20 protein-coding genes and 1 riboswitch are annotated in these 20,286 nt (G+C 72.4%); of the genes, 11 read left to right on the top strand and 9 right to left on the bottom strand.

From position 1 onward, the window contains the following. Positions 1-44: 44 nt before the first annotated feature. On the top strand, positions 45-1,874 hold the full coding sequence (locus ACTFTM_RS29745) for a glycerol-3-phosphate dehydrogenase/oxidase (RefSeq protein WP_449563619.1): 1,830 nt from the start codon (positions 45-47) through the stop codon (positions 1,872-1,874). 89 nt (positions 1,875-1,963) lie between these two features. After that, on the top strand, positions 1,964-2,503 hold the full coding sequence (locus ACTFTM_RS29740; RefSeq protein WP_449563618.1) for a hypothetical protein: 540 nt from the start codon (positions 1,964-1,966) through the stop codon (positions 2,501-2,503). A gap of 10 nt (positions 2,504-2,513) precedes the next feature. On the opposite strand, the gene ACTFTM_RS29735 is transcribed toward ACTFTM_RS29740, so the two are convergent. After that, positions 2,514-3,914, bottom strand: coding sequence for an FAD-binding oxidoreductase (locus tag ACTFTM_RS29735; RefSeq protein ID WP_449563617.1), 1,401 nt, complete (start codon positions 3,912-3,914; stop codon positions 2,514-2,516). Between the two features lie 56 nt (positions 3,915-3,970). On the opposite strand from ACTFTM_RS29735, the gene ACTFTM_RS29730 reads away from it, so the two are divergent. Continuing rightward, positions 3,971-4,246, top strand: a complete 276-nt coding sequence (locus ACTFTM_RS29730) for a DUF4031 domain-containing protein (protein ID WP_449563616.1) — start codon at positions 3,971-3,973, stop codon at positions 4,244-4,246. Here ACTFTM_RS29730 and ACTFTM_RS29725 read toward each other — a convergent pair. After that, on the bottom strand, positions 4,224-4,874 hold the full coding sequence (locus ACTFTM_RS29725) for an HD domain-containing protein (protein WP_449563615.1): 651 nt from the start codon (positions 4,872-4,874) through the stop codon (positions 4,224-4,226). The two genes, ACTFTM_RS29730 and ACTFTM_RS29725, sit on opposite strands and share 23 nt — an antisense overlap. A 104-nt stretch (positions 4,875-4,978) precedes the next feature. On the opposite strand from ACTFTM_RS29725, the gene ACTFTM_RS29720 reads away from it, so the two are divergent. After that, complete coding sequence (locus ACTFTM_RS29720) at positions 4,979-6,214, top strand: FUSC family protein (protein ID WP_449563614.1); 1,236 nt, start codon at positions 4,979-4,981, stop codon at positions 6,212-6,214. An 8-nt stretch (positions 6,215-6,222) separates the two neighbouring features. Here ACTFTM_RS29720 and ACTFTM_RS29715 read toward each other — a convergent pair whose 3' ends face one another. Continuing rightward, on the bottom strand, positions 6,223-7,458 hold the full coding sequence (locus tag ACTFTM_RS29715; protein ID WP_449566768.1) for an aminotransferase class V-fold PLP-dependent enzyme: 1,236 nt from the start codon (positions 7,456-7,458) through the stop codon (positions 6,223-6,225). 79 nt (positions 7,459-7,537) lie between these two features. Continuing rightward, positions 7,538-7,658, bottom strand: a riboswitch (SAM riboswitch). Positions 7,659-7,681: 23 nt separating this feature from the next. Between ACTFTM_RS29715 and ACTFTM_RS29710 the strand changes: the two genes are divergently transcribed. Next, on the top strand, positions 7,682-9,157 hold the full coding sequence (locus ACTFTM_RS29710) for a PrsW family intramembrane metalloprotease (RefSeq protein WP_449563613.1): 1,476 nt from the start codon (positions 7,682-7,684) through the stop codon (positions 9,155-9,157). A gap of 31 nt (positions 9,158-9,188) precedes the next feature. Here ACTFTM_RS29710 and ACTFTM_RS29705 read toward each other — a convergent pair whose 3' ends face one another. Then, positions 9,189-9,356: a hypothetical protein gene (locus ACTFTM_RS29705; RefSeq protein ID WP_234588321.1), complete on the bottom strand. Its 168-nt coding sequence runs from the start codon at positions 9,354-9,356 to the stop codon at positions 9,189-9,191. Positions 9,357-9,436: 80 nt separating this feature from the next. Then, positions 9,437-9,775, bottom strand: coding sequence for a GroES family chaperonin (locus ACTFTM_RS29700; RefSeq protein ID WP_449563612.1), 339 nt, complete (start codon positions 9,773-9,775; stop codon positions 9,437-9,439). 158 nt (positions 9,776-9,933) lie between these two features. Here ACTFTM_RS29700 and ACTFTM_RS29695 point away from each other — a divergent pair, with 158 nt between their 5' ends. Continuing rightward, complete coding sequence (locus ACTFTM_RS29695; RefSeq protein WP_449563611.1) at positions 9,934-11,232, top strand: AI-2E family transporter; 1,299 nt, start codon at positions 9,934-9,936, stop codon at positions 11,230-11,232. A 144-nt stretch (positions 11,233-11,376) separates the two neighbouring features. Here the strand turns inward: ACTFTM_RS29695 and ACTFTM_RS29690 are convergent, their stop codons facing one another. Further along, a complete protein-coding gene (locus ACTFTM_RS29690) occupies positions 11,377-13,566 on the bottom strand; it encodes an ATP-dependent DNA helicase (protein WP_449563610.1) in 2,190 nt (729 codons plus the stop codon). Positions 13,567-13,667: 101 nt separating this feature from the next. Here ACTFTM_RS29690 and ACTFTM_RS29685 point away from each other — a divergent pair, with 101 nt between their 5' ends. From ACTFTM_RS29685 to ACTFTM_RS29670, 4 genes are all read left to right on the top strand, one after another. Continuing rightward, a complete protein-coding gene (locus ACTFTM_RS29685) occupies positions 13,668-14,174 on the top strand; it encodes a DUF402 domain-containing protein (RefSeq protein WP_449563609.1) in 507 nt (168 codons plus the stop codon). Positions 14,175-14,258: 84 nt separating this feature from the next. Beyond that, entirely contained in the window at positions 14,259-15,209 is a 951-nt protein-coding gene (locus ACTFTM_RS29680; protein WP_449563608.1) for a PPK2 family polyphosphate kinase, read from the top strand. Between the two features lie 127 nt (positions 15,210-15,336). Next, complete coding sequence (locus ACTFTM_RS29675) at positions 15,337-15,963, top strand: DUF47 domain-containing protein (RefSeq protein ID WP_355050883.1); 627 nt, start codon at positions 15,337-15,339, stop codon at positions 15,961-15,963. 4 nt (positions 15,964-15,967) lie between these two features. After that, entirely contained in the window at positions 15,968-16,975 is a 1,008-nt protein-coding gene (locus tag ACTFTM_RS29670) for an anion permease (protein WP_449563607.1), read from the top strand. Between the two features lie 54 nt (positions 16,976-17,029). Here the strand turns inward: ACTFTM_RS29670 and ACTFTM_RS29665 are convergent, their stop codons facing one another. Continuing rightward, positions 17,030-17,998: a Gfo/Idh/MocA family protein gene (locus tag ACTFTM_RS29665; RefSeq protein WP_449563606.1), complete on the bottom strand. Its 969-nt coding sequence runs from the start codon at positions 17,996-17,998 to the stop codon at positions 17,030-17,032. A gap of 98 nt (positions 17,999-18,096) precedes the next feature. On the opposite strand from ACTFTM_RS29665, the gene ACTFTM_RS29660 reads away from it, so the two are divergent. Beyond that, a complete protein-coding gene (locus ACTFTM_RS29660; protein ID WP_449563605.1) occupies positions 18,097-18,930 on the top strand; it encodes an NUDIX hydrolase in 834 nt (277 codons plus the stop codon). Between the two features lie 53 nt (positions 18,931-18,983). Here ACTFTM_RS29660 and ACTFTM_RS29655 read toward each other — a convergent pair whose 3' ends face one another. Continuing rightward, entirely contained in the window at positions 18,984-19,304 is a 321-nt protein-coding gene (locus ACTFTM_RS29655) for an SH3 domain-containing protein (protein ID WP_279515526.1), read from the bottom strand. Between the two features lie 191 nt (positions 19,305-19,495). Next, a complete protein-coding gene (pstB, locus tag ACTFTM_RS29650) occupies positions 19,496-20,272 on the bottom strand; it encodes a phosphate ABC transporter ATP-binding protein PstB (RefSeq protein WP_421473411.1) in 777 nt (258 codons plus the stop codon). Positions 20,273-20,286: the final 14 nt, after the last annotated feature.

Genomic DNA, 20,286 nt, shown 5'->3' with positions numbered 1-20,286 from the left:
GGCGGCACGTGTCGACCGGCTGAGATGGCGGTTACGGTGGATGAGTGCGTGATCCCAATGTCTCCCGGGCCGTCGCCGGGCAGCTCTCGCCGATCCGTCGTGCGGCAGACCTGCGCCGACTCCGCGCCGAACGCTTCGACGTACTGGTCATCGGGGGTGGGGTGACCGGTGCCGGTGCAGCCCTGGACGCGGCCTCCCGGGGCCTGAAGGTCGCCCTGGTCGAGGCGCGCGATCTCGCCTCGGGCACGTCGAGCCGTTCCAGCAAGCTGATCCACGGCGGGCTGCGTTACCTGGAGCAGTTGGAGTTCCACCTCGTCCACGAGGCGCTGACCGAGCGTGGCCTGCTGGCGACCCGGCTCGCGCCGCACCTGGTCCGCCCGGTGCCGTTCCTCGTGCCGCTGCCCGCCGGTCGGGGCCTGCGTGATCTGCCGGCGCGCGTCTTTCGTCGTTCGTACTACGGCGCGGGCGTGGCCGCGTACGACGCCTTCGCCGGTCTCTTCGGCGGCGGCCGGGGCATGCCGCTGCACCGACACCTGACGCGGGAGGGCGCCCGGCGGATCTTCCCGAGCCTGCGCGCCGACGCCCTGGCCGGCGCGATCCGCTACTACGACGGGCAGGTCGACGACGCCCGGCTGGTCGTCACCCTGGCCCGCACCGCCGCCAGCCTCGGGGCCACGGTCGTGAGCAGCGCCCGTGCCGTCGGGCTGGTCCGACAGGCCCGGGAGGTCACCGGCGTCCGCGTCCGCGACCTGGAGGCCCCGGCCGGCTCGCCGGACGCGGAGTTCGAGGTGCACGCCCGCACCGTCATCGCGGCCACCGGCGTGTGGAGCGACGACATGTCCCGGATGCTCAACGATGTGGGCCTGCGGCCCGGCATCCGGGTGCGCGCCTCCAAGGGTGTGCACCTGGTGGTGCCCCGTTCGGCGATCACCGGGGAGACGGGGCTCATTCTGCGTACGGCGACGTCGGTGCTCTTCGTCATCCCGTGGGGCGGGCACTGGATCATCGGTACGACGGACACCGACTGGCGGCTGGACCGGTCCCATCCGGCGGCTTCGGCCCGGGACATCGACTACCTGTTGCAGCAGGTCAACACCGTGTTGGACCGGCCGCTGACCACCGCCGACATCGAGGGCGTCTACGCCGGCCTGCGTCCCCTGCTGGCGGGCGAGGCCGACTCCACCTCGAAGCTGTCCCGGGAGCACGCCGTGTTCGAGCCGATGCTCGGACTGCTGCTGGTGGCCGGTGGCAAGTACACGACGTACCGGGTGATGGCGTCCGACGTGGTCGATCGGGCCGTACGCCGGTTGGGGGGAGGTCGGGCGTCGCGGACCGCCGACCTGCCGCTGCTCGGCGCCGACGGGTACGCGGCGCTGTGGCGGGACCGGGCCGACCTGGCCCGGCGGCACGGCGTTCCGGTGGGCGTGGTGGAGCACCTGTTGGAGCGGTACGGCAGCCTCACCCTCGACCTGCTGGCGTTGGTCGACGCCGAGCCGCTGCTCGCGTCGCCGCTGGCCGGCGCTCCGGAGTACCTGGCGGCGGAGGTCGCCTACGCGGCGCGGGCCGAGGGGGCGCTGCACCTGGAGGACGTGTTGACGCGGCGTACGCGGATCTCGTTCGAGACCAGCCATCGTGGTCTGGAGTCGGCGGAACACGCGGCGGAGTTGATGGGCGCGGTGCTGGGGTGGGACGCGGCGACCCGGGCCCGCGAGGTCGAGCACTATCGCTCGCGGGTCGAGGCGGAGCGCCGGTCCCAGCTCATGCCGGACGACGCCGGGGCGGATGCTGCCCGACTCGGCGTGCCGGACGCGCGCGGGTACGCCGCGGACCGGGGCGGCGACGATCAGGCGGAGCTGCGACCGACCGTGAGATGACCGGAATGTAACGTTACCGATGGGTAACTAGCGATAGCAGCCCGGATGGTGGTTTCGAACGCTACCTACGGTGGGGTAGGTTTCCGCGCGTGCTGTACCGTGCGCGCCGCCGTCCGCTCGCCCCTGTTCTCGCCGTGGTGCTCGTCGGTGCCCTGGCCGGGTGTTCGCTGCTCGGCCGCGACGACGACGCCGACACACCGGCCGCCCCACCGCCGGCCGGGACGGCGGCCGGAGGGTCGGCACCCGAGCCCCCGACGACGGTGGCCGTGGGTCAGGTCAGCCTGCTCCAGCGGCTCGGCGCCGACGCCCCGCTGCGCACCCTCAGCGTCGAGAAGGACGGGTCGTGGCAGTGCCTCGACTGCGCCGGCGACGGGGTCACCTCCCGGGGCCGGCTGGCCCCGGAGCAGACCGAGCGGCTCCAGGTGCTGCTCGCCGACCCCCGGCTCGCCGAGGAGACCGACCAGGTCCGGCGGTACCGGACCACCTGCATCGACGCGCTGACGTCGAGCCTGCTCACCTCGTCCGGGCTGATCACCTCGCAGGACTGCCCCGGCGAGGAGCGGCCGCCGGTGGCCGGCGAGATCCTGTTGCTGCTCACCCAGGCCACGCCCGCCGAGGTCAAGGGCTGAACGCGGCGCCTCAGAGCACCTTGCCGGGGTTGAGCAGGCCGGCCGGGTCCAGCGCCGACTTGATCGCCTGGTGCACCCGGACGCCGACCGGGCCGATCTCCTGCGCCAACCAGTCCCGCTTGAGCAGGCCCACGCCGTGCTCGCCGGTGCAGGTGCCGCCCAGGTCCAGGCCGAGGCGCATGATCTCGTCGAACGCCCGCCGGCCCCGCCGTACGCTCTCCGGATCGGCCCGGTCGACGACGATGTTCGGATGCATGTTGCCGTCCCCGGCGTGCCCCACCACGCCGATCGGCACCGCACACTCCGTCGCGATCCGGGCCACCCCGTCGAGCAGCGCGGCGAGCGCGCCCCGCGGCACCGCCACGTCGTCGATCACCAGGCCGCCGCTGCCACCGGGGTGGGTGTCGGCCGCGAACTTCTCCATCGCCGGGTGGGCCAGCCGGCGGGCCTGCAACAACGCCGCCGCCTCCAGCGCGTCGGTGGCCGCGTAGACCTCCTCGGCACCGGCCGCCTCGCACACCTGCGCCACGACGGCCAGGTCGTCGGCCGCCCGGTCACCGGTGTCGGCGGCGGCGAGCAGCAGGGCCTGCGCGTCGGTCCGCAGACCCATCGGCCGGTACGCCTCGATCGCCCGCAGGTGGGTCTGGTCCAGCAACTCCAGCAGACTGGGTGTGAGGCCCCGCGCGGCGATCTGGGCCACCGCCGTGCCCGCCGCCGCGGTGGATCCGAAGACCGCCACCAGGGTCAACGAGTCCGCCGGGGCGGGCCGCAGCGCCACGGTCACCTCGGTGATCACGCCGAGGGTGCCCTCCGAGCCGACGAAGAGCCGCGTCAGGTCGTAGCCGGCCACCCCCTTGGCGGTACGACGGCCGGTGCGCAGCACCTCACCGGAGGCGAGCACCACCTCCAGGCCCAGCACGTACTCGGTGGTCACGCCGTACTTCACGCAGCACATGCCGCCCGCGTTGGTAGCCACGTTGCCGCCGATCGTGGACGACTCCCAGGAACCGGGGTCCGGCGGATACCAGAGACCCTGCTTCGCGACCGCCTTAGCCAGCGCGGCGTTGACGACGCCCGGCTGGACGACCGCGATCCGGCTCACCGGGTCGATCTCCCGGATCTCGTCCATCGCGACGGTGCTGAGCACCACCGAGCCGTCCACCGCGTTCGCCGCGCCGGCCAGTCCGGTCCGCGCGCCCTGCGGCACGACCGGTACGCCGTGCCGGGCCGCCGCCCGGACCACCGCGACCACCTGCTCGGTGGTCCGGGGGCGGGTCACCACAAGGGGTACGCCGGCGGCGCAGAGGTCGGCCTCGTCGCGCTGGTGTACGCGCAGCAGGTCCGGGTCGGTGAGCACGCCGTTCTCGCCCAGGGCGGCGCGCAGGTCGTCGAGGAGTCCGGTGGGGGCCATGCCGCCGAGGCTAGGTCGCCTGCCACCGATCATCAACGCGGGCTAGCTTTGGCGACATGCTCTACCTGGACCGGCCTGCCTGGCCGTGGCGCGGTCGGCTCTGGTCGCACCTGATCAGCGATGTCTCCTACGCCGAGTTGCACGCCTTCGCCGAGGCGCTGGGCGCACCCCGGCGCGGCTTCGACCGGGACCACTACGACATCCCGGCCGACCGGTTCGCGGCGGCGGTGTGGCTCGGCGCCCGGGTGGTGCCGAGCCGGGAACTGGTCCGGCTGCTCCGCGACACCGGCCTGCGCCGCCCGAAGCATCTCAGCGCGTCGCCGACCCGGTGAGGGTGGCCAGCTCACGGCGTAGATTGTCGCGGGCCGGCACCTCCCACCGTCGCGCCAGCGGCGGCAGCCGGAACAGTGCGGGCAGCCCCAGCAGCCCGGTGAGGACGCTGGCCCGCCCGCTGCGGAAGGCCGGGTCGGGCACGTGCGCGTACTCCCGTCGGATGGCCGCCGCGTAGCGGTCGTAGGCGGCCGGCGGGCCGGCCAGCACGGCGAGGTCCGCGTCGCAGAGCAGCGCGCCGTCGGAATCGTCCGCCGTCACCCGGTGCCCGGCGGTCAGCAGGACCAGCCGGCGGACCTCGGCCACCGCGGGTCCGGGCACCCCGAGCCCGGTGAGCAGGCTCCCGGCCAGCGCCGCGCTGTCCCGTTCGTTGGCGTCGCCGGCGGCCCGCGGGTCGTAGACCGCGTCGTGGCACCAGGCTGCCAACCGGACCAGGTCGGGCCGCTCGGCCAGCCCGGCGTGGCGGTCCACCACATCGAGTACGGCGGCCAGGTGCGTGACGGTGTGGTAGTGCCGGTGCGGCTCCCGCCAGCGGTCGAGCAGCCGCTCACCGGCCCGGGTCGCGTGCTCGTCTGTTGTCGCACCGGCGGCGCGGGCCGCAGCCCGCCACCGTTCCAGCAGATCGGCCACCGCCCGAGTCTGCCGCATCCACGCCCTATCGCGCGGGGGAGGATTCAGCGGGCCCGGCACGGGTAGTCGCGCCCATGGCGGCGGCCCGGGACAAGAGACCTCCGATGGTGCGGCGTGCGCCGCTGCGCGACGGGCTCGTGGACGTCGACGGGGCGCGCATCGCCGAGGCCACCGAGCAGCTCAAGCACCGGGGTCGGGCCACCCTGCACGACCGGCTGCACCGGGTACGGATGGCCGGTGGGCTGGCGGTCCAGGCCGGGCTGGCGGCCGGCCTGGCGTACCTCGTCTCGCACAAGGTGCTCGGCAACCCGCAACCGGTCTTCGCGCCGATCTCCGCGGTCGGCACGCTCGCCGCGTCGGTGGGTCAGCGGTTCCGCCGGACCGTGGAGCTGATCGTCGGGGTGGGCGTCGGGGTGGCCGTCGGTGATCTGTTGATCTACTTCCTCGGCACCGGCGCGTGGCAGCTCGGCCTGGTGGTCACGGTGGCGATCCTGCTCACCATCTTCGCCGGGGCGAGCGTGGCCATCGTCATCCAGGCGGCGGCCACGGCGGTGCTGATCGTGACGCTGAGCCCGTCCACCCAGAACCTGGAGATCCCCCGCTTCGTCGACGCGTTCCTCGGCGGCGGGATCGCGTTGCTGGTGACGGCGGTGCTGCTACCGCTGAACCCGCTCCGCGTGATCAACCGGGCCGCCCGGCCGGCGCTGGACCTGCTCGCGGCGCAGCTCGACGCGACCGCCGACGGCCTGCGCTCCCGGGACCGCGCCACCATCCAGCGGGCGCTGGAGCGGCTGCGCGACAACAAGGAGGAGCTGGCGACCCTGAGCGAGGCCATCGAGGGCGCCAAGGAGACCGCCACCCTGTCGCCGGCCCGCTGGCACCGCCGCGACGAACTCATCCACTACGCGGAGGCCGCCGACCCGATCGACCGGGCGATGCGCAACTCCGGCACCCTGATCCGCCGTTCCGTCACGCTGATCGAGGACGACGAGCCGGTACCCGACCCCATGCCGGACGCGATCGGTCACCTCGCCGAGTCGGTCCGGCTGCTCAAACACGAGTTCGCGGCGGGCGAGGAGCCGCAGAAGGCACGGGAGCGGTCACTGCGGGCCGTCAGCGAGGCCGGCCGGGCGTACGGGGCCGGCGTCGGCTTCTCCGGCAGCGTCGTGATCGCCCAGATCCGTACCACGGCCAGCGACCTGCTGGTGGCCTCCGGGATCGAGCAGGAGGAGGCGAACCGCTGGATCCGCACCTCGTTCGGCGACCAGGAGCGACCGGTGGGTGAACCGGCCGAGCCGGGCGACGCGCCGAAGCCACCCACCGCGCCGCCCGTCGGCTAGGGCGGGTGTCAGGCCAGCTCGGCGAGCGCCGCGAGCAGGCGGTCCACCTGGGCGGCGGTGCTGCCCAGACCGATGCTGGCACGCAGCGCGGTCGGTGGGAGATCCCGTCGGCCGGTACGCGTGGCAGCCTCGCAGAGCAGCCGTCGGGCCAGCGGGTGGGCGCAGAACAACCCGTCCCGTACGCCGATGCGGTGCTCGGCGGCGAGCCGGGCGGCCACCGTGGCCGAGTCCTGACCGGCGACCACGAACGACACGATGCCGACCCGGGGGGCGTCCGGGCCGAAGGTCCGCAGCTCCACGACGTGCGGCAGGGTCGCGAGGCCGGTGCGCAGCCGGGCCAGCAACGCCTGCTCGCGGGCGGCGAGCGCGAGCCGGTCGGCGTCGGTCAACGCCGCGCACACCGCCGCCAGCGCCACCGCGCCCAGCAGGTTGGGCGTGCCGCCCTCGTGCCGGGCCGGTCCGGTCGCCCAGGTCACGTCGTGGGTGGCCGGCCCGACGTGGCTGGTGGCTCCGCCGCCGGCCAGGTACGGCGGGGCAGCGTCCAGCCAGTCCGCCCGGCCGACGAGCACACCCGCGCCGAACGGGGCGTACAGCTTGTGGCCGGACACGGCCAGGTAGTCCACGTCGAGCGCGTGCTTGTCGACCGGCGCGTGCGGGGCGAGCTGCGCCGCGTCGAGGACGATCCGGGCGCCGTGCCGGTGGGCCACCCGGGCCAGCTCGGCGACCGGCCACAGCTCACCTGTCACGTTGCTCGCCCCGGTCACCGCGACCAGCACCGGCAGCGCGGGACTGCTGTCGCGGCGCAGTTCGGTGAGCGCGGCGGCGAGATCGCGTACCGCCCCGGCCGGGTTGGCGGGCACCGGCAGGCGTACCGAGCCGCGCGGCCAGGGCAGCAGGTTCGCGTGGTGTTCACCGGCGAAGGTGACCACCGTCGTGCCGGCGGGCAACGACCGGGCCAGCAGGTTGAGCGCGTCCGTGGTGTTCCGGGTGAAGACCACGTGGTCGTCCGCGCGGGCGCCGAAGAAGTCGCCGATTGTCTGCCGGGCCCGCTCGTAGGCCAACGTGCAGCGCCGCGACAGCGCTCCCGCGCCCCGGTGCACGCTGGCGTACCAGGGAAGCAGTTCGTTGACCGCGTCGGCCGCGGCCCGCGCGCACGGCGCGGTGGCCGCGTAGTCGAGGTTGATCTCGCCGGGTACGCCGAGCACGTCGAGCGCCGCCGACGGCGGGGACGCGACGGCGGGCAGGCTGGGTAGCGAGGGTACGAGAGTGACGGACACGCCGGAACCTCCGGGGTCAGGGACCCCGGGTGTGCTGTCGGGACGGGGTCCGCGCTTGCCCAGCACGCCGATCGGGCTGGGCCCGGTCATCACCCGGGGCACCCCACCGCGAACTCGACGAGGGTTGCCGGCCAGCAAGCCGGGGCTTGACGCTGGCGCTCGTGACCTGCCGGCAGCATAGCGGCTGTGGATGCGGCCGGACCAGCCGGCGGGGGATGGCTACGCTGACCGCATGGCCGACACCCCGCCCGGTGCACCCCTGCCGTCGCCGCCGCATCCGCCCGCGGTCCCGCCCGGCGCGTCGCCCCGGATGCCGTTGCGGCGCCTGGGCTGGCGGCGGTTCCTGGTGCTGGCCGGGGTGGTGCTGCTCATCGCCGCGTGCGCGGTCTTCATGGTCGTCCGCCTCGGCCAGTCGCTTGGCCTCGACGCGCTGCTCATCGGCGTGGGTGCCGCGATCCTGCCGGTGCCGGTGCTGGTCGCCTGCTTCCTCTGGCTCGACCGGTACGAGCCGGAACCGCTGAAGTACCTGGTCTTCTGCTTCGCCTGGGGGGCGTTCGTCTCCACCGCCGCCTCGCTGACCGTGAACGAGTTCGCCGCCGGGCGGTTCGCCGACTGGGGGCTGCCGGACGCGCTGACCGGTGTGCTGGTGGCGCCGTTCATCGAGGAGCTGACCAAGGCTCTCGGCCCGATCCTGCTGCTGGTGTTCCGGCGTCGGGAGTGGTCCGGGATCACCGACGGCCTGGTCTACTGCGGGCTCTCCGCGGTCGGCTTCGCCATGGTGGAGAACATCCTCTACCTGGGTGGATACGGCTACGCGGCCGGCGCCGACCGGTACGGCCCCGCGACCGGCACCCAGCAGGTGATCGCCATCTTCATCGTGCGGATCCTCCTTTTCGGGTTCGCCCATCCCCTCTTCACCTCGATGACCGGCGTGGGACTCGGCGTGGCCTCCCGTACCGCCGACCGGCGGGTCCGGGTGCTGGCCCCGATCGCCGGCCTGCTGCTGGCGATGATGCTGCACGGCACGTGGAACCTGCTGCCCACGCTGACCCAGGCCACCGGCGAGGCCGTGATCATGCTGTACGGCTTCCTGGGCCTGATGGTGCCGGTGTTCTTCGGCGTGGTCGGGCTGGCCGTGTGGCTGCGTGCCTGGGAGGGGCGGCTCACCGAGCGGACGCTGCCGGACTACGTACGCGCCGGCTGGTTGAGCCCGCCCGAGGTCGCCGCCCTGAGCAGCCTGGGCCGTCGGCACGCCGCCCGGAGTTGGGCACGACGGGTAGCGGGCGACGCCGGGGCGCGGGCGATGCGCGGATACCAGCTCGCCGCGACCCGGTTGGCCCTGCTGCGTGACGGGACGCTGCGCGGTCTGGACCGTAAGCCGGCCGACCGGGAACGGACCGCCGTCGAGGAGCGGCAACTCCTGGAGGCGATCACCGCGTACCGGTCGTACTTCGTGGGCCGTGACCCGCAGGCCCCGGCCGGTGTCTGGGACGGCAGCCAGTACCACCTGCGCTTCCCGGACGGCACGCAGCGATCGGTGACCGCGCCCGACGAGCCGGTGGTGCCCATCCCGGTGGTGCTCGCCCCGCCGCCCCCGGTCGGCTACCCGCCGGCCGGCTGGCACGGCCTGCGTCCCGCCGCGCCGTGGCCGCCCGGTAACGCCTGAGCGCGGGTGGCGCGCGTCGCGGCTGCCGGTGTCAGGTCATCAGGGTGGTGAGGAAGTCGCCGAGCCCCTGGGCCATCGCGATCAACGCGGCCCCGATCGCCTTGAACATCTGCGCCGCGCCGTCGGGCCGGAACGCCATGAAGTAGATCAGGAAAGCGACGCTGCCCCAGGTCAGCAGTTTCTTCACGAATACCGGCATCGTCCCTCCCCAGGGCCACGGTCGCCGGCTGGCTTCCCGTCGTACGGTCCGACAAACGGAGCGGCCGGGCCCGGGGAGGTCTACAGGTAGAGGCCGGTGGAGTCGTTGTCCACCCGTTCGGCGGCCACGGCGTGCACGTCGCGCTCGCGCAGCAGCACGTATCCGCGGCCGTGCAGCTCGACCTCGGAGCGGTCGTCGGGGTCGAAGAGCACCCGGTCGCCGGAGACGATGGCGCGGACGTTCGGCCCCACACCCACGGCGGTGGCCCACGCGAGGCGCTTGCCGACCGCTGCGGTCGCCGGGATGACGATGCCTGCGGTGGAGCGACGCTCGCCCTCGCTGCCTTCCATCCGTACCAGCACGCGGTCGTGCAGCAGGCGGATCGGCAGGCCGGAGTCGAGATCCTGGTCGGCGGTCACGGGGCAGACGCTACCGTGTCGCAGGTGACCGGCCGCCGGTGGTTACGCCCAGGGTCGTGCGGGCATTGTGTGGCGGAACTGCCCTACCGTGTCGGGAACGGACGTATGCTGTCCGACCTGTCGCCGTGGGCGGACGATTCTTCTGCCAGGAGGTGCGCTTGAGCCGCTTCGAGCGGGTACGCGGGCGGCTGCGCCGCGCCTACCAGTCAGAAAAGGAGTCGGTACGCGCCGCCCAGGAGACGCCGAGCGACGCGCCGGAGTCGCCCGGGATCGCCTCGCCGGCCGTCCCCGGGCCCGCCGCTCCGGCGCAGGCCACGGTCGTCGGCGCGGAGCCTGGCGTGGACCTGCACAGCTCGACGTCCAGCCGGGACGACGCCGACGTGCCGCACGGTCTGCGGATCGCCGCCGCCTGGTGCTGGCGGTTGATCGTGATCGGTGTGGTGGCCTGGGCGCTGCTCCGGATCGTCGGCACGGTCCGGATCGTGATCATCCCGTTGGCCATCGCGTTGCTGCTCTCGGCCCTGCTCGCGCCGGCCGTGGGTTGGCTGTTGCGGGCCCGGCTACCCCGTTCGCTGGCCACGGCAGTGGTGCTGGTCGGCGGCCTGGCGGCGGTCATCGGCACGCTGACCCTGGTGGTCAACGAGTTCATCCAGGGTGTGCCGGAGCTGAGCGAGAAGTCGTCGCAGGGCGTCCGGCAGATCCAGAACTGGCTGAAGACGGGCCCGTTGCACCTGTCCGACACGCAGCTAGACCGCTACATCGACGAGGCGCAGGGCTGGATCAACGACAACACCTCGAAGTTCACCAGCGGCGCGCTGAGCACCGCGGCGACGCTGGCGGAGGTGCTGACCGGCACGTTGCTGGTGCTGTTCGCGACGTTCTTCTTCCTGCGCGACGGCAACAAGATCTGGCGTTTCGTCGTACGGCTGCTGCCGGTGGCCGCCCGCTGGAAGGTCGACGACGCCGGGCGGGCCGCCTGGCAGACGCTCGTCGCGTACGTCCGCGCGACCGTGCTGGTCGCCTTCATCGACGCCGTCGGCATCGGCATCTTCCTGGTCATCTTCGACGTGCCGTTCGCCTTCCCGCTGGCCGCCCTGGTGTTCCTCGGCGCGTTCATCCCGATCGTCGGTGCGGCGCTCTCCGGCGGCGTCGCCGTGCTGGTGGCGCTCGTCGACAGCGGCCCGGTCACCGCGCTGATCATCCTGGGCGCGGTGATCGGTGTGCAGCAGGTCGAGGGGCACGTGCTCCAGCCCCTCATCATGGGTCGGGCGGTGGCCATCCACCCGCTCGCGGTGATCATCGGGATCGCGGCCGGCGTGGTGCTCGCGGGCATCACCGGCGCCCTGGTCTCCGTCCCTCTGATCGCGGTGCTGAACACCGCGGTACGCCGGCTGGCCGCCCGTACCGTTCCCGACACCCCACCCGACGCCGTGGTCGTAGCCTCCCAAGCACCCTGACCCGCCGAGCCCTCACCCCGGCCTCTGCGATCTTGCACTTTCGGTGGCGACAATTGGCCACAAACACCTCAAGTCGGCAACCGAAACTGCAAGATCGGCGCGGGGTCCGGGTTCGGGTGCGGGGTCCGGGTGAGGGGTGAGGCTTTACGTGGTGGCCAGGCGTTTCAGGGCGCCTCGGGCCACCTCGGGGCGGGTCGTGTACCAGAACGGGGGAAGGGACCGGCGTAGGAAGGGTCCGTAGCCTCGGGCCGTTTCCAGGCGCGAGTCGAGCACCGCGACGACCCCCTTGTCGCCGGTCGCCCGGATCAGCCGGCCCACGCCCTGCGCCAGCCGTACCGCGGCGATCGGCACGCTGACCGCCGCGAAGCCGGAGCCGCCGCCCGCGTCCACGGCGGCGGCGCGGGCCGCGGCGAGTGGTTCGTCGGGGCGGGGAAAGGGCAGCCGGTCGATGACCACGAGCTGGCAGGCGTCGCCCGGCACGTCCACCCCCTGCCAGAGCGACATCACCCCGAACAGGCAGCTCGACCGCTCCTCGCGGAACCGGCGGACCAGCAGCGGCAACGCCTCCTCGCCCTGCAACAACACCGGCAGGTCGGTCCGCGCGCGCAGCAGCTCCGCCGCCTGCGTCGCGGCCCGCCGCGAGGAGAAGAGCCCGAGGGTACGACCACCGAGCGCCTCGACGAGCCCGAGCAGCTCCTCACCGGCCGCGTCGGGCAGCCCGGAGACGCTGGGCCGGGGCAGGTGCGCGGCGACGTACAGGATGCCCTGCCGCGCGTAGTCGAACGGCGAGCCCACGTCCAGCGACCGCCAGCCCGGGCCCTCCGTCGCCGGGACGGTGGCGGGGTCGGCCAGCCGGCGGCCCGGTGTCTCGGCGGCCGGGCGGCCGGCACCGGTGCGGGCGGCCAGCGAGGCGGCGGCCGGCGACGCCGGGACCGGCGGCGCGTCCAGGCCGAGGGCGCGGGCCACCGTGTCGAACCGGCCGCCGAGCGCCAGGGTGGCCGAGGTGGCGACGACTGTGCGTTCGTCGTACAGGTGGGCGGCGAGGGTGCCGGCGACCGACAGTGGCGCGACCACCAGTGCCCGCCGGTTGCCGCTGTCGTTCTTCTCCACCCAGGCCACGTCGTGGTCGGCCTCCTCGAGGAGCCGTTGGGCGGTGGCGGAGAGGTCGTCCATCGCGGCCTTGGCCTGCTGCTTGCGCACCGGGTCGGGGTCGTCGGACTTGATGTCGCCGATCGCGTCCAGGGCGGCGCGGGTGGCCGAGTCGAGCAGGGTGCACGCCTCGCGCAGCGGCGTCGGCAGACCGGCGGTGAGTCGACCGGCCGGCGCCTCGGCCAGCCCGACGGCGAGGGCGTCACCGGCGGCGGTGAGCGCGTCGGCCGTCTCCGGGCGCAGCAGCGGGCGGGCACGCCGGGTGGACCGGTCGATCATCTCCGGCACCAGCTCGGCCTGGGCGGCCGAGGAGACGCGGTCGGCCAGCTCGTGCGCCTCGTCGACGATCAGCAGCTTGTGCGGCGGAACGATGTGCCGCTCGGCCAGCATGTCCACGGCGAGGAGGCTGTGGTTGGTCACCACGATGTCGGCCTCGCGGGCGCGGGCCCGGGACGCCTCGGCGAAGCACTCCGCCCCGAACGGGCAGCGGGTGGCGCCGACGCACTCCCGGGACGGCATGGACACCAGCCGCCACGCCTGGTCGTCGACGCCCGGGTCCAGCTCGTCGCGGTCGCCGGTGTCGGTCTTCTCGGCCCAGTCGCGCAGGCGCTCGATCTGCTTGCCGATCCGGCCGGCCTCGCCGAGCCACTTCGTCCCGCCGCCGGGACGGGCGGCCGGGGCGTCGAAGAGGGTCTCCTCCGGCTCGTCGGCGGTGGAGTTGTCCAGTCGGGCCAGGCACAGGTAGTGGTGACGACCCTTGAGCACCGCGAACGTGGGCCGGCGGCCGAGCAGCGGCTCGACGGCGTCGGCCAGCCGGGGCAGGTCGTGGTCGACGAGTTGGGACTGCAACGCCAGGGTGGCCGTGGAGACCACCACCGGGCCGTCCACGGTGAGAGCCGGAGCGAGGTAGGCCAGTGACTTGCCGGTGCCGGTGCCCGCCTGCACGAGCAGGTGCTCGCCGCTGGTCACGCACTCCTCGATGGCGGTGGTCATCTCCTGCTGGCCGGGTCGTGCCGTGCCGCCGGGGACCGCGCCGACCGCCGCCGCGAGCAGCTCCGTGCCGCTGGGCCGGGCGCCCCGCCGCCGGCCTGCGCCACGGGCCGAGGGGGTGGCGGAACCGGTGGCGGTGCGGGGCGGAGTCACCGTGCGACGGTACCCGTCGCCGCCGACACCGATCGCGCCCATCCGCCCGCGTGGCGCGTACCTGATCGTCGCTCTCGCCGGCCGGCGCCGTCCGGTTACGGCTGCACTACGACGTGTGGGCGCTATCGGTTAGGGTGCGAATCATGCCGAGCGACGTGGTCCGAGTGATCTACCGCAAGTACGACGGCAGCGCCCACCGCGACTACCCGGCCCGCCGCCTCACCGAGGACGACCTCGGTGTCTGGCTCGGCGTTCCGTTCGGCACCGAATCGGTCTACCACGGCCGGCCGTCGGTGGAGAAGATCCCCTTCGTCCTGCTGGTGCCGCACCACGCGTGGTGGACGTGCATGTTCAATCCTCCGCCGCGCACCAGCGAGGTCTACTGCGACATCGCCACCCCGGCCCGCTGGGATTCCGATGACACCGTCCACCTGATCGACCTCGACCTGGACGTGGTCCGCCGGCGGGCCACCGGCGTCGTGGAGCTGCTGGACGAGGACGAGTTCGCCGAGCACCGGGCCCGCTTCGGCTACCCGGACGACGTGGTGGTCGAGGCCGAGGCGGCAGCCCGGTGGCTGTACGGCGCGCTCGGCGACGGCACCGAGCCGTTCGCCACCTCGTACCGTAAGTGGTTGGCGCTGGTGGTCTGACCTGGCGCGGGCCCGTTCGGGGCCGTCTGCCGGCGCGGTGGGCCTCGACGGGCGGATGGCGCGCGGGTGGGCGATGATCCTCAGATGAGCGAACCCCGGCAAGGGCAGGGCGGCCAGATCGTGTCGCCGCACGGTGGGTCCGTGCGGGACCTGTTGCGGGTCACCGCGCCGGTGGATCTCGCCGCGATCGACCCACGGTCCACGCCCGGCCTGCCGTCCGCCGAGGAGATCGGCGAGCGCCGCAAGCCCTGGGCCCGTGCGCAGGTGGAGCTGATCGGCGAGGAGCTGGGCCGCCAGCAGGAGATGCTGTTTGCGATGGCCAAGGCCGGGTCCACGCGTCCGGCGCACCGCGTGCTGCTGGTGCTCCAGGCCATGGACTGCGGTGGCAAGGACGGCACGATCAAGCGGGTGGCGGGCGCGATGAACCCGCTGGGCCTGCACATCCGCTCGTTCGGGCCGCCGACCGAGGAGGAGTTGCAACACGACTTCCTCTGGCGGATTCGCCGGGAGCTGCCGCCCGCGGGGTACGTGGGGATGTTCAACCGGTCGCACTACGAGGACGTGCTGATCGCCAGGGTCGGCGCGTTGGTGCCGGAGACGATCTGGCGGGCCCGCTACGACGAGATCAACTCCTTCGAGCGGGAGTTGACCGAGGACGGCGTGACCCTGATCAAGGTGATGCTGCACATCTCGTACGCCGAGCAGGGCGAACGGCTGCTGGAGCGGCTCACGGACCCGCGTAAGCACTGGAAGTACAACCCGTCGGACGTCGACTCCCGGTCGCGCTGGGACGACTACCAGGCCGCGTACGCCGAGGCCCTGAGCCGGTGTGACACGGACGCCGCGCCGTGGTTCGTGGTGCCGGCGGACCGCAAGTGGTACCGGGACTGGGCGGTGGCCCACCTGCTCCGAGAGACGTTCGACACGCTTGCTCTGGGGTATCCGCCTGCCGATTTCGACGTGGCGCACGAGCGCGAGCGGTTGGCTGCTGGGGGAGCGGGGACGGTTGGGACGCCCGAGATGAACACTAGGTGAACGAGCGGTGAATGTGGTCCGACCAGGGGTGGGCCGGCGAATTCGCGGTTCTGGCGTTTCCTAGCATTCACCGAGCGGACGCCCACGGACGCCGCCACCCTTCCACCGACGCGACGAGGTCTGTGCTGTGAAGTTTTCCTTCCGCCCCACCGAGGGCGCCTTCTACGAGCTCTTCACCAGGGCCGCGCAGAACCTGGTCCGGGGCACCACGCTGCTGAACGAACTGGCCCTGCCCGGTGTCGACGTGCAGTCGGTCAGCGAACGGCTGACCGAGGTCGAGCACGACAGCGACCAGATCACGCACGATCTCTACAAGAAGATCAACTCGACCTTCATCACCCCGTTCGACCGGGAGGACATCTACCGGCTGGGCTCGCTGCTCGACGACGTGATGGACCACCTGGAGGCGGTCGGCGACCTGCTCTACCTGTACGGGCTGACCGAGCTGCCGGCGCTGCCCCGCGAGCTGCACGAGATGGTCAACGTGCTCGACCAGCAGGCCAAGCTGACGGCCGAGGCGATGCCCCGGCTCCAGTCGATGAAGGACCTCGAGGACTACTGGATCGAGTGCAACCGGCTGGAGAACGAGGGCGACCGGATCAACCGGCAGCTCCTCGTCCGGCTCTTCTCGGGCGAGTACGACGCGTTGACGGTGCTGAAGATGAAGGAGGTCGCCGACGAGCTGGAAGCCGCCTGCGACGCCTTCGAGCACGTGGCCAACACCGTCGAGACCATCGCGGTCAAGGAGTCCTGAGCCGGTGTCTACCGAACTCATCGCCGTGCTGGCGGTGATCGCGGTGGCCTTGGCGTTCGACTACACCAACGGTTTCCACGACGCCGCCAACGCGATCGCGACAAGCGTCTCCACCCGCGCACTGACACCCCGGATCGCCCTCGGCCTCGCCGCGGTCGGCAACTTCATCGGCGCCCACTTCGGCGCCGGTGTCGCGAAGACCGTCGGCGACGGCCTGGTCACCCTTCCCACGGGGGTGAGCAGCCTCGGCGTGGTCTTCGCCGGGGTGCTGGGCGCCATCGCCTGGAATCTGATCACCTGGTACTTCGGCCTGCCGTCGTCGTCCTCGCACGCGCTCTTCGGCGGCCTGGTCGGCGCGACCCTGCTGTCGACCGGGGGCATCGTGCAGTGGGGCAACATCGGCGAGAAGGTCATCCTGCCGATGGTGCTCTCGCCGATCGTCGGCCTCACCCTCGGTTACCTGCTGATGCTGGCGATCCTCTGGCTGTTCCGCAAGGGGCAGCCGGGCAAGCTCAACAGGGGTTTCCGCCACGCGCAGACCGTCTCCGCCGCCGCCATGTCGGTGGGCCACGGCATGCAGGACGCCGCCAAGACGATGGGCATCGTGGTCCTGGCGCTCTACACCGGCGGTTTCCAGGAGAGCAAGACGCACATCCCGGGCTGGGTCTTCTGGACCTCGGCCACCATGCTGGCCCTCGGCACGTACGCCGGTGGTTGGCGGATCATCCGTACCCTCGGCCGCAAGATCATCGACCTCGGTCCGCCCGAGGGTTTCGCCGCCGAGACGGTGGCCAGCGCGGTGCTCTACTTCAACGCCCTGGTGCTCAAGGCCCCGATCTCCACGACCCACACGATCACCTCGGCGATCATGGGCGTGGGGGCGACGAAGCGACTCTCGGCGGTTCGCTGGAACGTCGCGGGCAACATCGTGATCGCCTGGGTCATCACATTCCCGGCGGCCGCGCTGATCGCCTGCGTCACCTACCTGCTGGTCCGGCCGCTGTTCGGCTGACCGGCTCCGGTACACGAAAACGGCCCCCGGGTGTCCCGGGGGCCGTTTCGCGTCTCACTCGTAGCGCACGCCGATCTGCTCGCGGACCGTGTCCAGCAGGGCCATCACCTCAAGGGTCGTGGTGTGCGGCACCAGCGGGCTCTCGGTCAGCCCGGCGGCCAGGCAGCGCTGCACCTCGATCGCCTCGTACTGGTAGCCGTTGCCGGCCTCCTCCGCGGTGATCGTCTCGGGCTCGGCGCCGTCCCGGTGCAAAGTCAGCGAGGCCGGCCGGAAGAACGGCTCCGGTAGGTCGATGCGGCCGGTGCTGCCGGTGATCGAGGCGGCCAACGTGCTCGCCCCGACCATGCCGCAACTCAGCGTCGCCACCGCTCCGCTGTCGTAGCCGAGGAGGATGCCGGTGTTCTCGTCGGTCCCCTCCGGGCCCAGGTGCGCCCAGGACCGGATGTGCTGCGGCACGCCCAGCAGCAGGTGCGCCAGGCTGATCGGGTAGATCCCCAGGTCGAGCAGCGCGCCCCCACCCAGCGCCGGGTTGCGCATCCGGTGCTCCGGCGGGAAGGGCCCGGCCACCCCGAAGTCGGCCCGCACGTTGCGCACCGTGCCGATCGCACCGTCCGCGACGAGCTGGGCCATCCGCCGGATGATCGGGTTGGTCCGCATCCACATGGCCTCCATGAGGAAGACCCCGGCGGCGCGGGCGGTGTCCACCAGTTCGGTGCTGGTGGCCAGGTCGAGGGTGAACGGCTTCTCCAGCAGCACCGCCCGGCCGGCGGTCAGGCAGGTCAGCGCCGCCTCGTGGTGCGCGGCGTGCGGCGTGGCCACGTAGATCACGTCGACCTCGGGGTCGGCGGCCAGCTCCACCCAGGAGCCGTACGCCCGCTGCGCGCCGTACGTGTCCGCGAACCGTCGCGCGCTGTCCGCGGAGCGGGAGCCGACCGCGACCAGTTCGGCGTCCGGCACCAGCCGGAGATCTTCGGCGAAACAGCTGGCGATGTGGCCGGTGGCCAGGATGCCCCAACGAGTCATGCCGGAACGCTAACCCCTGCGGCTGCCGGCCCGACGTCGCCCCTCGCCGTCCGGGACCGCGACGTCCCGGGCCGTGACACACGCCCTAGGCTCGCGGCATGACGATCGACAGTGCCGGCTTCCCCGCCCCGGCCGCCCTGGTCGAGCACGCCCGCCGGTTCCAGGCCGAGGGTGGCACTCCGGCCACGCCGCGGGTCGCGGCCACCGTGCTGCTGCTGCGTCCGACCGACACCGACTTCGAGGTGTACGTCATCCGCCGGGTCGCCGCCATGACCTTCGGCGGGATGTACGCCTTCCCCGGCGGCGGGGTGGACCGCTCCGACTCGCAGACGCACCTGGACTGGGCGGGGCCGACGCCGGACGAGTGGGCGGACCGGCTCGGGGTGGCCCCGCCGGCCGCCCAGGCGGTGGTCTGCGCCGCCGCGCGGGAGGTCTTCGAGGAGGCCGGCGTACTCCTCGCCGGCCCGGACACCGAGACCGTGGTCGGTGACGTCAGTGGCGACGACTGGGAGGCGGCCCGGCAGGACCTGGAGGGACGTCGGCTGGGCTTCGCGGCGCTGCTCGCCGACCGTCGGCTCACCCTGCGGTCGGACCTGCTACTGCCCTGGAGCCGGTGGATCACTCCCGAGTTCGAGCCGCGCCGCTTCGACACGTACTTCTTCGTCGCCCTGCTGCCGGCCGGACAGCGGACCCGCGACGTCTCCGGCGAGGCCGACCACACGCTGTGGATCCGGCCGGCGGACGCGCTCGCCCGGGCCCAGGCCGGCGAGCTGGCCATGCTGCCACCGACCCTGGTCACGCTGGCCCAGATAGCGGCGGCCGGCGACCTGGCGAACGTGGCGGGGGCGGCGGCTCGTCGGGACGCCGCCACCCCCGTCACTCCCCGCCTGGACGTGCCGCCGGACGGCGAACCCCGCTTCGTTCTCGGGTGATCGCCTGAATCGAATGGGTGGAGAGCACCCGAGGCGCCCTCCACCCATCTTGGTCAGAAGTCGCAGTAGACGTCTGCCGCACCCACGGTGATGTTGATGTAGGCAGAGCTCGAGTAGCCGTCGTAGTCACTGAGGTAGTACCACTTGACGCCGGAGCTGTTGACGTAGCAGCCGATCTGGACGACCGTTCCGTCCTTCAGCCGGGTGATGATCGCACCTGCGGAACCCGGCAGCGTGCGCACTGCGAGCCCGGTGGGGTTGGCGTCATGCACCTTTCCTGCTGCGATCGCGGCCTGAGCGGGTGATGCCGCCAGCCCTACCATCGCCAGCGCTGCAACCGCCCCGACGGCTGCCCGTACCTTCATTGAACGCATGTGGATCCTCCCCAGTTCGACTGCGTTGTGTGTTGATCGAATCACTCCACGCGGCGATATAGGGAAAAGTCTGAATTAACAGGGGGGGGAAAGAGTCGATCAATGGAGCAGTTGCGAACCGATGCGGATACAGGCGAGGGCGCCGGCCGTGTCGACCGACGCCCTTCGCAGACCGAGAGCGGTCCGGCGGCTCAGCCGAAGCGGCCGGTGATGTAGTCCTCGGTCTTCTTCACGCTCGGGTTGCTGAAGATCTTCTGGGTGTTGTCGTACTCGATGAGGCGGCCCGGGTCGCCGGTCTTCTCGATCGAGAAGAAGGCGGTGCGGTCCGACACACGGGCGGCCTGCTGCATGTTGTGCGTCACGATGATGATCGTGAACTTGTCCTTGAGCTGGAACATCAGGTCCTCGATGGCCAGCGTGGAGATCGGGTCCAGGGCCGAGCAGGGCTCGTCCATCAGGACGACCTGCGGCTCGACCGCGATGGTCCGGGCGATGCAGAGTCGCTGCTGCTGACCACCGGACAGGCCCGCGCCGGGCTTGCCGAGGCGGTCCTTGACCTCGTCCCACAGGTTCGCCGAACGCAGGGCCTTCTCGGCCGCCTCGTCCAGGATTGACTTCTTCCGGACGCCGTTGAGCTTCAGCCCGGCCACCACGTTCTCGAAGATGCTCATGGTGGGGAACGGGTTCGGCCGCTGGAAGACCATGCCGATCATGCGCCGGACCGCGGTGACGTCCACGTCCCGGTCGTAGATGTCCTGGTCGTCGACCGTCAGGCTGCCCTCGACGCGGGCTCCCGGCAGCACCTCGTGCATCCGGTTGATCGACCGCAGGAAGGTGGACTTGCCGCAACCGGACGGACCGATCAGGGCGGTGACCGTCTTCGGCTCGACGGTCAGGTTGATGTTCTCGATCGCCTTGAAACCGCCGTAGTAGGCGGTGACGTTCGAGGCTTCGACGCGCTTGGCCATGGTGGTACCTCCGG

It is taken from the genome of Micromonospora sp. RB23 (genome assembly GCF_053585025.1).
This window is presented reverse-complemented; position numbering and strand designations above follow the sequence as displayed.